The organism is Nonomuraea sp. NPDC001831 (assembly GCF_042892035.1).
Taxonomy (GTDB): Bacteria; Actinomycetota; Actinomycetes; order Streptosporangiales; family Streptosporangiaceae; genus Nonomuraea.
In genome coordinates this window covers 336,550-349,921 of record NZ_JBIATU010000006.1, presented here as the reverse complement: position 1 = coordinate 349,921, position 13,372 = coordinate 336,550, and the positions used below count along the sequence as shown (strand labels likewise).

The window sequence follows — 13,372 nt, the reverse complement described above, 5'->3', positions numbered from 1 at the left end:
TGTGATCAGGTTTGACGACGTATGAGGAGGAAGCGGTGAACGGCGACATCAGCCAGAGCCAGGAGTGGGCGGCTCTGGGCAAGCATCACGAGGAGCTGGCGGGAAAGCAGCTTCGTGAGCTGTTCGCGGAGGACCCGGGCAGGGCCGGGCGGATGACGGTGAGCGCCGGGGACCTCTACCTCGACTACGCCAAGCACCGCGCCACCCAGGAGACGATCGACCTGCTGGTGGCCCTGGCCGAGCGGGCGGGCCTGCGCGAGCGCATCGCCGCGATGTTCGGCGGCGAGCACATCAACGTGAGCGAGGACCGCGCCGTCCTGCACGTCGCGCTGCGCATGCGGGAGAACGCCAAGCTGGTCGTCGACGGCCAGGACGTCGTGGCCGACGTGCACGCGGTGCTGGACAAGATGAGCGCCTTCGCCGACCGCGTCAGGTCCAAGGAGTGGAAGGGCGCCACCGGCCAGCCGATCAGGACCGTGGTCAACATCGGCATCGGCGGCTCCGACCTCGGCCCGGCCATGGCCTACGAGGCGCTGCGCGACTACGTGGACGCCGGCGTCGAGGCCAGGTTCGTCTCCAACATCGACCCCGCCGACATCCTGGGCAACCTGCGCGACCTCGACCCGGCCACCACGCTGTTCGTGGTCGCCTCCAAGACCTTCACCACGCTGGAGACGCTGACCAACGCCAGGGTCGCCCGGTCCTGGCTGGTCGAGGCGCTCGGCGAGGACGCGGTCGCCAAGCACTTCGTGGCCGTCTCCACCAACGCCGGGAAGGTCGCCGAGTTCGGCATCGACACCGACAACATGTTCGGCTTCTGGGACTGGGTGGGCGGCCGCTACTCCTTCGACGGCGCCATCGGCCTGTCGCTGATGATCGCCGTCGGGCCGGAGCGGTTCCGCGAGATGTTGTCCGGCTTCCACAGCATGGACCAGCACTTCCGCACCGCGCCCTTCAACGCCAACATGCCGGTCCTGATGGCCCTGCTCGGCATCTGGTACACCGACTTCTTCGGCGCCGAGACCCGCGCCGTGCTGCCCTACAGCCAGCGGCTGCACCGCTTCCCGGCCTACCTCCAGCAGCTCACCATGGAGTCCAACGGCAAGTCGGTGCGCGCCGACGGCAGCCCGGTGACCGTCCCCACCGGCGAGATCTTCTGGGGCGAGCCGGGCACCAACGGCCAGCACGCCTTCTACCAGCTCCTGCACCAGGGCACCCGGCTCGTCCCGGCCGACTTCATCGGCTTCGCCGAGCCGTTCGAGGACCGCGAGGGCATGCACGACCAGCTCACCGCCAACCTGCTGGCCCAGACCAGCGCGCTGGCCTTCGGCAAGACCGCCGAGGAGATCGCGGGCGAGGGCACGCCACCGGAGATCGTGCCGCACAAGGTGATGCCGGGCAACCGGCCCACCTCGACGATCCTGGCGACCAAGCTCACGCCGTCCACGCTGGGCCAGCTCGTCGCGCTCTACGAGCACATCGTGTTCGTCGAGGGCACGATCTGGGGCGTCGACTCCTTCGACCAGTGGGGCGTCGAGCTGGGCAAGAAGATGGCGCTCGACGTGGCGCCCGCGCTCACCTCCGACGAGCCGCCGCAGACCTTCCCCGACTCCTCGACCGAACAACTCGTGCGCAGGTACCGCGAGCTGCGCGGAAGGCGGGCCTAGAGATGGGGCGGGCGGGCGCGCTGGTCCTGTTCGGCGTCACGGGCGACCTCGCGCGCAAGATGCTGCTCCCGGCGCTCTACCACCTGACCGCCGACGGCAGGCTCGACCTGCCGATCATCGGCGTCGCCAAGACCGACATGGACCTCGACGCGCTGCGCGAGCACGCCCGCGAGGCGTGCGGCGGCGTCCAGGACGCGGCGTTCGAGAAGCTGGCCGGCAACCTGCGGCTGGTGGCGGGCGACTACCGCGACCCCGGGACGTTCGCGAAGTTGCGGCAGGAGGTCGAGGGCAAGGGGTTCCTCGTCCACTACCTGGCGGTGCCGCCCGCCCTGTTCTCGGTCGTCGCCGAGGGGCTGGCCGGCGCCGGGCTGAACCACGAGGCCAGGCTCGTGGTGGAGAAGCCGTTCGGGCACGACCTCGACTCCGCGCGCAGGCTCAACGACGAGCTGCTGAAGTACTTCGACGAGGACCACCTGCGGCGGGTCGACCACTTCCTGGGCAAGGAGCCGGTCGAGGACCTCATGGTGTTCCGGTTCGCCAACATGCTGCTGGAACCCCTGTGGAACCGGAACTACGTGCGCAGCGTGCAGATCACCATGGCCGAGGACTTCGACGTCGCCGACCGCGGCGGCTTCTACGACGCCAACGGCACGGTCCGCGACGTGGTCCAGAACCACCTGCTGCAACTGCTGGCCATCCTGGCGATGGACCCGCCGCCGTCCATGGACGCCCGCGCCCAGCTCGACGAGAAGTGGCGGGTGCTGCGCGCGGTCCAGGCCGTCGACCCGGCCCACGTCGTGCGCGGCCAGTACGACGGCTACCTCGACACCCCCGGCGTCCGGCCCGGCTCCACCACCGAGACGTTCGTCGCCATGCGGCTCTACATCGACAGCTGGCGGTGGGCGGGCGTGCCCTGGTGCATCCGTTCCGGCAAGGCGCTGCCCACCACCGACCTGGAGATCGTGGCCGAGCTGCGCAAGCCGCCGGTGACGATGTTCCGCGGCGGCGACGTGCCGCCGGGGCCCAACCTCATCAGGTTCCGGCTGCAGCCCGACGCCGGGGTGACCTTCGACGTGCTGGCCAAGGAGCCGGGCCGGCAGCGGACGATCCCGGTGCCGGTGAGCGTCGACTTCACCAAGGTGCTCGGGCCGATGGAGGCCGCCTACGAGCGCATCCTGACCGACGCCGTCAGCGGCGATCCGCGGCGGTTCGCCCGGTTCGACCTGGTGGAGGAGTCGTGGCGGATCGTGGGCCGGCTGCTCGACCTGCCCGACCAGCCGCTGCCGTACCAGAAGGGCACCTGGGGGCCGGAACCGGCGGAGAGGATCCCGCCGGGCGGCTGGCACGAGATCTCCACCACGTTCGACTAGCGGCCGATCCGGGTGAACGATGGGCCCATGGACATCAAGGAGCTGTTGGAGCAGTCGAAGGACGCCGTCACCGTCAGGCGCGTCTTCGGTGAGCCGATCCACCACGGCGACGTCCTGGTCATCCCCGTCGCCCGGGTCGCCCAGGGCGGCGGGGCCGGTCAGGGGCAGGGCCGGGACGAGAAGGGCGAGGAGATCGGCAGCGGCGGCGGTGGCGGCTTCGGCTACAGCGCCACCCCCGCCGGGGTGTTCGTCGTCAAGGACGGCGACGTGCAGTGGCGTCCGGCCGTCGACGTCAACCGGATCGTGCTCGGCGGCCAGATCGTCGGCCTCGCCCTGGTGCTGACGATCCGGACCATCTTCAAGAAGTGGCGTCGCGGGAAGTAACCGGGGCACATCATCTGACGTGCTCATCGATCTGCTCGACGCGGGGCTGCCCGGCCACGAGGCGCTGCTGCCCGGCTCCAACCTGCCGGTGCGGGTCGCCCCGCTGGGCGGCGGCACGTCGCTGGTCCGCTTCCCGCCCCGGTGGAGCCGTCCCGGCCGCGGCCACTACCTGGCGGGGGAGGAGTTCGTGCTGCTGGAGGGCGAGCTTCGGGTGTCGGGGGTGGCGTACCTGCCGGGGGAGCACGCCTGGCTGCCCGCCGGCGCCCTGCGCCACTCCGGCGCGGCGCCGGCGGGGGCGCTGGTGTGCACGTTCTTCGCCGGTGAGCCGACCTGGGTGTCCAGCGACCTGGACGAGCCCGACGGGCCCAGCCTGCGCACCCCGCTGGCGAGCGTCGTCGTCCCCGAAGGCGGGCTGCCGCTCACGTCGCACTCCGTCCTGCTGGACACGCCCGTCCCGCTCGACCACCCGGCCGAGATGATCACGGTGCCGAGCTGGACGTGGGAGCGGTCCACCTTGATCCCCGAGGGCCGGGTGCTCGTAAGGTGGACGCCATGATGACCTCTTTGACGCAGTTCGTGGGGTTCGGCGCCCTGGTGATGGTCGGGGCGATGTCGCCCGGCCCCGACTTCGCGGTCGTGGTGCGCCGCTCGGCGGTGTCCGGCCGGTGGCACGGCATGGCCGCGGCGGCCGGGATCGCCATGGGCGTGGCCGTCTGGGTGATGGCCGCCGGCACTGGCGTGGCCGCGCTGCTGGCGGCCTCGGCCACGGCCTTCACCGTGGTCAAGGTCGTCGGCGCCGCCTACCTGCTCTACCTGGGGGTCAAGGCGCTGCGCGCGGCCCTGCGCAAGGGCGGCCCGCTCGACCTCGGCCTGCCCGCCCCCGCCGACCGCGGCCCGTGGGCGGCCTTCGCCGAAGGGCTGCTGACCAACGTGCTCAACCCCAAGGCCGCGCTGTTCTTCGTGGCCCTGGTGCCGCACTTCGTGAGCGAGGGGGCCGCGTTCGGCGACACGCTGCTGCTGTCGGCGGTCGCGCTGGCCGGCACGATGGTCTGGTTCCTCACGGTGGCGAACGTGGTGAGCACGCTGCGCCGGGTGTTCGCCCGGCCCGGCGTGCGCAAGGCCGTGGACGGGCTGACCGGCGCCGCGCTCATCGGCCTCGGCGTCAACCTGGCCGTCGCCGGCCGCCCCTGAGCGGCCCCTCGACGGCCCGGCCACGAGCGCTGCGCGAGCCCGTCAGGAGACGGCCCGGCCTGAGCGGTGCGCCGGCGTCAGGAGACGGCCCGGCCATGAGCGGTGCGCCGGCGTCAGGAGACGGCGACGCCGAGCAGGTGCCCGAGGCCGAAGGTGACGGCGGCGGCGGCCGCGCCCAGCCCGAGCTGGCGCAGGCCGCCCAGCCACCACGGCCGCGCGGTCATCACGGCCACCGCCGCGCCGAACCCGAACAGCGCCACCATGCTCAGCGCCAGCGCCAGGAACAACCCCGACGCCCCGAACAGGAACGGCGCCAGCGGCACCAGCGCCCCCGCCGCGAAGGCGAGGAACGACGAGCCGGCCGCCAGGTAGGGCGAGGGCAGGTCGTCGGGGTCGACGCCCAGCTCCTCGCGCACGTGCACGCGCAACGCCTGCTCGGGATCGGCCGACAGCCCTTCGGCGACCCGGCGGGCCAGGTCGGCGTCCAGGCCGCGGGACCGGTACAGGGCGGCCAGCTCGGCCCGCTCGCCGTCGGGGTTGCGGGCCAGCTCGCGCCGCTCCACGGCGATCTCGGCGCGCATCAGCTCGGTCTGGGACCGCACCGACGTGTACTCGCCCGCCGCCATCGAGCACGCCCCCGCGACCAGGCCGGCGAACCCGGCGAGCACCGCGCCGCGCCCGGCGCCCGCGGCGCCCACGACGCCGGCGATGAGCGCCACGTTGGAGACCAGGCCGTCCATCGCCCCGAACACCGCCGGGCGCAACCAGCCGCCGGTGACGTCACGGTGGCTGTGGTGCTTCTCAGGAGAGTAGGGCCGGGCAAGCTCGATCGTCATGACAATCCTCCCCTTAGTGGCAGTTCGTCACGGAATCTAGGCCCTTCCGGCATGATCCGCAACGAAGGGGAGGCTAGCCTGATCTGCGGTTTTCCCGCCGCGTCACCGCGCGTGCACGCGCGACCACAGGCCCGGGGGCGGGAACGCGAACGTCCCCCCGGAACCCGCGGCGCGCGGGAGCCGGAGGGACGCGGACGGGGTCAGGCGTGCGCCGGGCTGACGGGAGCCGGCTCAGCGGGATCGGGGTGAGCGGAACCGGGCTGAGCGGACCGGGCGGCCTTGGGGCCGTTGACGATCGCGTCGCAGTCGGCGATCGCGTCCGCCAGCAGCCTGCGCAGCAGCGCGTCGGGGTCCTTGATGCACGCCTGGACGATGCCGACCACGGCGAGCTGCACCGCGTTGGGCGCCGCGTACCGGCGGAAGCCCTTCTCGGTGATCTTGGCGGCCCGGCTGAAGCGCCTGGCCTGCTCGGCCGCGTGCGGCACCTGCTCCATCGCCCTGCGGCTCAGCTCGCTCAACCGGCCGGACGGCGCGCCGTCGAGCCTGGCCAGCATCTCCTCGGCCGCCAGCACCGACACCGCGAGCGCGAGCTGGCGCTCGGCGGCGGCGACGGGCAGGGCCGTGGTCGCGCAGCGCAGCGCGATGTGGGCGTCGATCCGCAGGTCGTCGCCGGCCAGCCCGATGATGGACGGCACGAGCCCGACCAGTTGGGCGCGGCTCTCGTCGCCGGTGTTGTCGTTGACCAGGCGGGCGAGTGCGGCCAGCAGCGGATGGGTGCAGGCCGGGTGGTCGCTCCACCGCTCGCCGGCCAGGTAGGACGCCAGTTCCATGAAACAGGCGCCGCGCTTCGGGTTGCGATGCCTGCCGCGGGACAGGACCGGCATGTGATCAAGGTGATTGTCCACGGGGTGCTCCATGCTCCACGCGATCGCCGTCCAGCCAGTTTGCGCTGTCGGGCGCGTCAAAGCCAGTGATCGGGCATCTTCCACAGGAATGGTTCCCTCAGGCGATGCGATCATTCCTCAACCGCTATTCATGGTTATGGCACCAAAGAATTTAATTTATGAGGAATTTTCGGCATTTATGACGAAAACCGCGGCCGTGCGGGCCGGTACCGTCAGCGTGCCGGCCGCCGGGTCGTAGGACGACCGCCTGACCACCTCGTCCGCCGACGCCGCCTGCACCGGGTGCAGCGCCACCCGGCGGCCCGGCGGCACTCCCGGCGCCCGCGTGCAGGGCGACGGGGTGGGGTTGAGCACCACGACCACCGCGTCCCACCGCGGGTCCAGCCCCGCGGTGTCCACCCGCATCACGATCACGCCCTCGCCGCCGGCCGCGAACGACAGCCGCCGCCGCACCTCCTCGGCCGTGCCCAGCGCGAACGCCGGCGTCGAGGCCCTGATGCGCAGCAGCTCCCCGAACGCCGCCCGCGCCGCCCCAATGGCCGCGCAGCCGGGACGCAGCGCCGGGTCCGCCAGCAGCGGCCGGGCGTACGGCCAGGCCGCCTCGTTGTCCGCCCGCGGCGGCAGGCCCGCGCCGAACCCGTTGCCCGCCGAGCAGTCCCACAGCAGCCGGTTGAACCAGTCGCCGGAGTCGTAGGAGTTGCGGTCGAGCGACTTCGAGCGCAGCCGCTCGCTGCCCGCGTGCACGAACGCCGCCCCCTGCCCCAGCAGCACCGTGGCCAGCGACAGCACCTGCATGCGCACCCGGTCGGCCATCGGCGTGCCCGCGGGCAGCTTGTAGGCCAGCGCGTCGAACAGCGTCTCGTTGTCGTGCGCGTCCACGTACGACACGACGTCGTCCGGGCGGGCGGCGTAACCGGCGGCGGCGCCGTTGTGCACGACCTCCCGGCCCGCGCGGCCCGAGGGCAGCACGTAGTCGCGCAGGCCGCCGGTCAGGCCCAGCATGACCAGCTCGGTGCAGTGGCGCAGGCGCTCGCGCTGCTGCTCCTCCGAGCCGTTGACGGGCGCGCCGTTGGGCGCGCCGGCCAGGCCGGAGCCGTACCCCTGCACGCGCGGGTCGGCGTCGAACGGGCCGCCGCCGCGCACCGCGTCCCGCAGCCGGTCGTCGAACGTGCCGATGCCGGTGCCGGCCATGTTGGCCTGCGTGGCCTGCTCGAACCTGGCGTCGCCGGCCACCTCGCCGAAGCTCCAGCCCTCGCCGTACAGGATGATCGAGCGGCCGTCCACGCCGTCGCGCTCGGGGGTGAGCGCGTCGAGCGCGGCGCGCACGGCCAGGATGTTGGCCTTCGGGTGGTGGCCCATGAGGTCGAAGCGGAAGCCGTCCACCTTGTACTGCCTGGCCCAGGTGCGCACCGAGTCGACCACGAGCCGGCCCATCATGGCGTGCTCGGGCGCGGTGTTGGCACAGCAGGTGGAGGTGGCCAGGGAGCCGTCCTCCAGCAGACGGTGGTAGTAGCCGGGCACGATCGGGTCCAGCACGTCCGCCGAGTGGGTGTGGTTGTAGACCACGTCCATGACCACGCGCAGCCCGGCCTCGTTGAGCGCGGCGACCATGGCGCGGAACTCCCTGATCCGCTCGTCCGGGTCGGTCGCGTACGAGCCCTCCGGGACGGTGTAGTGCAGCGGGTCGTAGCCCCAGTTGTAGGAGTCGCGGTCCGCGGTGAGCGCCACGATCTCCTGCTGCCGTTCGGAGTCGGGCGGCAGGGCGGCCAGGTCGCAGCCGGGCTCGGTCCGGTCCGACCGGCGCTCGGGGATCGTGGCCACGTCGAACACCGGCAGCAGGTGCACGTGGGTGAGGCCGTCCGCGGCCAGCGCGCGCAGCTCGCGCATGCCGTCGCCGTCGTGGCCGAAGGCCGCGTACGTGCCGCGCAGCTCCTCGGGCACGGTGGCGTCGGAGGCGGAGAAGTCGCGTACGTGCAGCTCGTAGACGACCGCGCGGTCCAGCGGGACGGGGGCGGGCTTGGCCAGGCGGTCCCAGCCGGGCGGCTTGAGCGCGGGGTCGTCCAGGCTCACCAGCCTGCTGCGGACCCCGTCGGGCGCGGTGGCCAGGCTGTAGGGGTCGGTGACCTCCCTCGTGACGACGCGGCCCGCGGCGGGGGAGTAGACGGTGACGCGGTAGGTGTAGTCCTTGCCGTACCAGGTGGGCAGGCCGCGGATCGACCACACGCCGGTCTCCTCGTCCAGCCGCATCGCGTGCAGGCGGCCGCCGAGCGCCAGCTCCACCCGCCGTGCGGTGGGCGCCCAGAGGGCCAGCCGGGGCAGCAGCCGTCCCGACGGCCCGAGCCCGGCGCGCACGGCCCCGGCGTAGACGTCGTCGAGCACGCCCGGGATCTGCACGCCGGTCGCCGCGGCCAGCGCGCCGGAGCCGTCGTGGGCCACGGCCACCACCTGACCGCGCAGCGCCTCCTTCACCCGCCCGGCGTCCTCGGGGCGCAGCTTGAGCGCGGTGCCGCCGGCCAGGTGCGGCCACGCCCGCCGCCGGACGTCGTCCAGCGCGCCCGGCGTGAGCGGGACGGTCGCGGCATGGCCGGTCAGCCGGCCGTCGTGGCAGCCGATGCCGCCCGCCGGGGCGCAGGCCAGCGCGTGCGTCAGCGACGGATCCACCGTCCAGACGACCGTCTCCCTGTCGATCCAGTGGGCCCGCGCCTCGCCGTCGCCGATCGCGGTCACGTAGATCATGGTGCCCGCCCGGCGGCGGCCCATGCGAGGACGCCGCGCCGGGCGGCGGCCCTAGCTCTCGGTGACGTCGGTGCCGTCGGGCATCAGCATGGCCGTGCAGGCGTATGCGACGTCCGCCCGGCCGTGGCCGGCGAAGGAGCACGCCTTGGCGGCGACGTTGCCGCCCGGGCTGAAGGCCATCGGCGACTCCAGCCATCCCCGGGTGCGCTCGCCTGCCGCGAAGAAGCGGGTGGCGTCCTTCCTGTCGGGCTCCGTCCAGGGCTGGAGATAGAAGACGTCGTTCTGCGGCTGCACGCGTGCCCACAGGGTCTGGCAGGTGCGGCTCCAGCGCAGCTCCAGGATCATCCGCCCGGCGGCGACCGTCCGCACGGCGGTGCCGCCCGGGACGGTGACGGCGTCCTTGTCGCAGCCGGTGACGCTCGCGTCCTTCTTGTCGCAGTTCTCGCGGCTCGGGGTCGCGGCGCAGCCCTGGCGTTCCTTGGCGGCCTCCTGGTAGGCGACCGTGCCGGCGAAGGTCACCACCGCCGCCAGCACCGCCGCGAGCACCGCGAACCAGCCGTTGATCCGCGCGGAGCGGATCTGGTCGCCCGGTCCCGATGAATGTTGTTGCGGCAGCGTCGTCGTCATGATGCCTCGCTTCGGTGCCCTCGCTTCAGATGTACGCCCACTTAGCCCCCGATGTGCGGAAATGCGGCTTTCCCCACCGGGCTCTAGCCGTCAGGAGAGGGCCGAAGAACCCGCCCGCGTTCGCGTGACCGTGCCATTACTTTGCGTAATCGGTGACTTTGCGTGATCCTGAACTCATGGACGGATTCCTGGACCCCACCTGCGGAGGCATGACCGAACTACGTGTGCACGGCGTCTCCGGCACCCCGCCGGCGAGCATCCTCAACCATCCCCACCCCCGCCAGATCGCCGGCGACGCCACCACCGGCTTCTACCGCCGCTGGTGGCCCGGCGGCCGGCCCGACGGCGAGCAGGACGACCTGCTCGGCATCCGCCACCGCGAGGCCTACGCCTGGGGCGGCCTCACCTCGGGCGGCAGGACCATCGCCCTCTGGCTGCTCCTGCTGCCGTTCTCCCTGGCCAACCTGTCCTACTTCATGCTTCCCAGGCCCCCGGCCGGCGCCCGCCTGCGGCACGTGGCCGAGGCGGCGCAGCGGCTGTTCGCGCTGCTGCTCACCGGCACCCTCGTGGGCGCGGTCACCCGGGCGAGCGTCGACCTCGTCGGCTGGCAGTGCACCGCGGCCGGCCGGGCCTGCGCCCGCGAGAGCGCGCCCGGCTGGGTCCACTGGATGAGCGAGTTGTGGGGCGCCGAGCCGTCGCGGCGGCTGGCCGTCGCCGCGCTGGCGCCGTTCGCGGTGGTCGTGCTGCTGTGGTGGCTGGCGCGGCGCACCTGGGAGCGCGACGAGCAGACCGGTCTGCCGCCCGACGGCGACTCGCGTCCCGGGCCGTTGCTGGCCCGGCCGCGGTTGTGGCACGGCGGCGCGCCCGTGTGGCGGTTGCGGGCCGTGCACGTCGCCTTCGCGCTGGGGTCGATCGGCCTGGCCGTGTCGGCGCCGTTCGTGGGCGACCCGCGGGGGCTGGCACTGACGGCCGCCAACGCCGCCGTCCAGGTCGCCGCCGCCGTGCTGGCGGCGCTGCCCGGCATCGCCAGGCGGCTGGCGCCGGGCGAGGCGGTCCCGCCCTGGCTCACCCGCGCGTGCCGGGCGCTGCGGGTGGCCGGGCCGCTGGCCTTCGTGGCCACGATCGCCGCCGCCCTGGCCGGGATGTCGCCCGCGCTGCCGGGGCGGCAGCTGCCCGGCATCGGTGTTGGAGCGTTCCAGTTCGCGCTGACGGTCGGTCTCGGGCTGTTCATCCTGGTGGCGACGTTCCTCCTGGCCCGCATGGACCGGCCGGCCGAGACGGGCGACCCGATCGAGCGGCGGGCGATGTGCGGCATGGCGGCCTGGTTCACGCTGATGGTGGCGGCCGGCAGCGCCAACGTGCTCGCCCTCGGCCTGCTGTTCTGGACCGCCACGTTCTTCGGCGTGCCCGCCTCGGTCGCCGAGCCCGGTCCGGTCGACCGCAGGCTCTACCTCGACGACCCGGTCTGGTGGACGGCCGCGCTCGTGCCGCTGCTGGTGATCGGCTTCGTCGCCGTGGCGGCCGAGCTGTGGCTGGCCCGCGGGTCGGCCGCCGCCGCGCTCACCCCGAAGCTGACCCCCTACTACGGCGCCTACGACCGGGACGTGGCCGGCAAGTGGGCGCTGGCCACGCTCACCGACCGCGCCGGGCTCGTGCTGGCCGTGCTCACCGGCATCGGCGTGGCCGGTTCCGGCGCGGTGACCGTGATCTACCGGTTCCACCTGTTCGCCCCGGTGGGCGGGCTGGCCGGGCTGCTGGCCTCGATCGGGAGCTGGGCCATGACGGCGATCGTCGTGGGCCTGGTCCTGCTGGGCCGCCGCACCTACAGCGACACGCGGCTGCGCCGCACGGTCGGCATCCTGTGGGACGTCTCGACCTTCTGGCCCAGGGCCATCCACCCGCTGGCGCCGCCCTGCTACACCGAGCGGGTGATCCCCGAGCTGCTCGCCCGGGTCAAGACCCTGACCAGGACCGCCGGCGACGAGGTGGTGCTGTCCGGGCACAGCCAGGGCAGCGTGCTCACCGCCGCGCTCGTCCTCCAGGTACGGCCCGAACTGCGGCCCCGCGTCCGGCTGCTCACCCACGGCTCGCCGCTGCGCCGCCTGTACGCCGCCTTCTTCCCCGCCTACTTCGGCACCCCCGGCCTGTCGGCGATGCGCGACGCCGTGCGCTGGACGAACCTGTACCGGCTGAGCGACCCCATCGGCGGGCCGGTCTTCCGCCGGGTCGACCCGTTCGGGCCGCGTCCGGCGGGCGAGGGGGAGCAGACCGTCGACCGGTTCTGCTGGGACCCGCTCCAGCCGGGGCCGGGCGAGCCGCTGCCCGAGGCGCGCTGGCACTCCGACTACTGGCTCGACCCCGTCTACGAGGAGACCCTGGCCCGGCTCACCAGGTCAGATGGAGTTCCTCGGGCGCGCGGTGGATGAGCGTGGCGGCCATCACGACGTCCTCGCGGGCCAGCCGGAGGCCGGGCAGCTCGGCCACCAGCAGCTCCAGCGTCACCCGGAGCTGCTCGCGGGCCAGGAACGCGCCGGGGCAGCCGTGCACGCCGTGGCCGAACGCCAGGTGGCGGGCGCGCGGCCGGGTGATGTCGAAGACGTCGGGCCGCTCGTGCACCGCCTCGTCGCGGCCGGCCGAGGCGAAGGAGACGAAGACCGTCGAGCCCTCGTCCAAGGGCGTGCCGCCCAGGCTGAGCGGCCTGGTGACGCGGCGGCGGAAGCCCTGGACGGGCGCCTCGTACCGGGCGGCCTCCTCGATCGCGGCCGGGATCAGCTCGGCCGGGCTCGCGCACAGCAGCTCCCACTGGCGGCGGTCGCGCAGCAGGCGGTGCACGACCGAGCCGAGCAGCGCGGTCGTGGTGAGATGCCCGGCGAGCATGACGTTCTCCACGTTGGAGGCGATCTCGTCGCGCTGGACTGCCGTCGGCTCGCCGGGGCCGGGCGCCAGGCCGCGCACCACCTCGCCGGTCAGGTCGCCGGATCCGCCTGAACGGGCGGCGTGGGCGGCCAGCAGGCGCCGCAGCGCGGCCACGTCGCGGGCGGCGGCGATCTGCTCGTCCTCGGGCATCGGGGTGAACAGCAGGTCCTCGGCCCGGGAGCCGCCCCTGATCGCGATGGGCACGTCGGCCGGGGGAAGGCCCAGCAGGTGGCCGATCACCGCGGCGGGCAGCGGCCTGGCGTAGCGGGACATCCACTCGCCCCCGCCCGCCTCGGCGAACGCGGTGACCAGGCCGGCGGCCGTGGCGGTGACGAACGGCAGGGCGGCGGCCACCCGGGCGGGCGACAGGCCGCGGGTGAGCGGCCTGCGGTAGCGCCGGTGCGCCTCGCCGTCGGTGCTCAGGACCACGGGCGCGCCGCCCGGAACCCTGGCCAGTTCGGCGAAGGCCCGCGGGCTCGGGATCACGTCGGGCCGCAGGGCGCCTTGGGAGGAGAAGTCGTCCGGCCTGGACAGCACCTCGCGCACGTCGTCGTGCCGCGCCACCAGCCAGGCGTCCAGCTCCTCGACGAAGGTGAGCCCGGGGGCGGCGCGGGCGCGGGCGTAGAGCGGGTACGGGTCGCGGTAGAGCGCCTGTCGATCCACGCGTCCCATCGTCCGGCGCGGCCCGGGACGCCACAAGATCTGAAATTTTCTTTTAGTTCACTCCGAAGTCTTGAAAC

General features: G+C 73.5%; 11 protein-coding genes. 6 read left to right on the top strand and 5 right to left on the bottom strand.

Annotated features, from left to right (window positions below; translation table 11 throughout):
• The first annotated feature begins 35 nt into the window (after positions 1-35).
• Genes pgi through ACFYYW_RS22225 form a run of 5 tightly spaced genes read left to right on the top strand, consistent with a single transcriptional unit; the run spans position 36 to position 4,612 of the window.
• Positions 36-1,667: a glucose-6-phosphate isomerase gene (pgi, locus tag ACFYYW_RS22245; RefSeq protein ID WP_387650991.1), complete on the top strand. Its 1,632-nt coding sequence runs from the start codon at positions 36-38 to the stop codon at positions 1,665-1,667.
• Between the two features lie 2 nt (positions 1,668-1,669).
• Complete coding sequence (zwf, locus tag ACFYYW_RS22240; protein ID WP_364390482.1) at positions 1,670-3,037, top strand: glucose-6-phosphate dehydrogenase; 1,368 nt, start codon at positions 1,670-1,672, stop codon at positions 3,035-3,037.
• Positions 3,038-3,064: 27 nt separating this feature from the next.
• Positions 3,065-3,421 carry a spore germination protein GerW family protein gene (locus ACFYYW_RS22235; protein ID WP_352331003.1) on the top strand — a complete coding sequence of 119 codons (357 nt, stop codon included), beginning with the start codon at positions 3,065-3,067 and terminating at the stop codon, positions 3,419-3,421.
• A gap of 19 nt (positions 3,422-3,440) precedes the next feature.
• Entirely contained in the window at positions 3,441-3,977 is a 537-nt protein-coding gene (locus ACFYYW_RS22230) for a hypothetical protein (RefSeq protein WP_352331001.1), read from the top strand.
• Entirely contained in the window at positions 3,974-4,612 is a 639-nt protein-coding gene (locus tag ACFYYW_RS22225) for a LysE family translocator (protein WP_387650989.1), read from the top strand. Before ACFYYW_RS22230 ends, ACFYYW_RS22225 begins: the two co-directional genes overlap by 4 nt.
• A 113-nt stretch (positions 4,613-4,725) precedes the next feature.
• Here the strand turns inward: ACFYYW_RS22225 and ACFYYW_RS22220 are convergent, their stop codons facing one another.
• The 4 genes from ACFYYW_RS22220 to ACFYYW_RS22205 all read right to left on the bottom strand — a co-directional run bounded on the left by ACFYYW_RS22220 (position 4,726) and on the right by ACFYYW_RS22205 (position 9,716).
• Complete coding sequence (locus ACFYYW_RS22220) at positions 4,726-5,448, bottom strand: VIT1/CCC1 transporter family protein (RefSeq protein ID WP_364390481.1); 723 nt, start codon at positions 5,446-5,448, stop codon at positions 4,726-4,728.
• 200 nt (positions 5,449-5,648) lie between these two features.
• Positions 5,649-6,353, bottom strand: a complete 705-nt coding sequence (locus ACFYYW_RS22215; RefSeq protein ID WP_352330432.1) for a hypothetical protein — start codon at positions 6,351-6,353, stop codon at positions 5,649-5,651.
• Positions 6,354-6,509: 156 nt separating this feature from the next.
• On the bottom strand, positions 6,510-9,080 hold the full coding sequence (pulA, locus tag ACFYYW_RS22210; RefSeq protein ID WP_387650986.1) for a pullulanase-type alpha-1,6-glucosidase: 2,571 nt from the start codon (positions 9,078-9,080) through the stop codon (positions 6,510-6,512).
• Positions 9,081-9,140: 60 nt separating this feature from the next.
• Positions 9,141-9,716, bottom strand: a complete 576-nt coding sequence (locus tag ACFYYW_RS22205; RefSeq protein ID WP_387650984.1) for a DUF2690 domain-containing protein — start codon at positions 9,714-9,716, stop codon at positions 9,141-9,143.
• A 209-nt stretch (positions 9,717-9,925) separates the two neighbouring features.
• Between ACFYYW_RS22205 and ACFYYW_RS22200 the strand changes: the two genes are divergently transcribed.
• Entirely contained in the window at positions 9,926-12,142 is a 2,217-nt protein-coding gene (locus ACFYYW_RS22200) for a hypothetical protein (RefSeq protein ID WP_387650983.1), read from the top strand.
• On the opposite strand, the gene ACFYYW_RS22195 is transcribed toward ACFYYW_RS22200, so the two are convergent.
• Positions 12,102-13,295 (bottom strand): cytochrome P450, encoded by a 1,194-nt coding sequence (locus ACFYYW_RS22195; RefSeq protein WP_387650981.1) that lies wholly within the window; start codon positions 13,293-13,295, stop codon positions 12,102-12,104. The genes ACFYYW_RS22200 and ACFYYW_RS22195 overlap by 41 nt on opposite strands.
• Between the last annotated feature and the right edge of the window lie 77 nt (positions 13,296-13,372).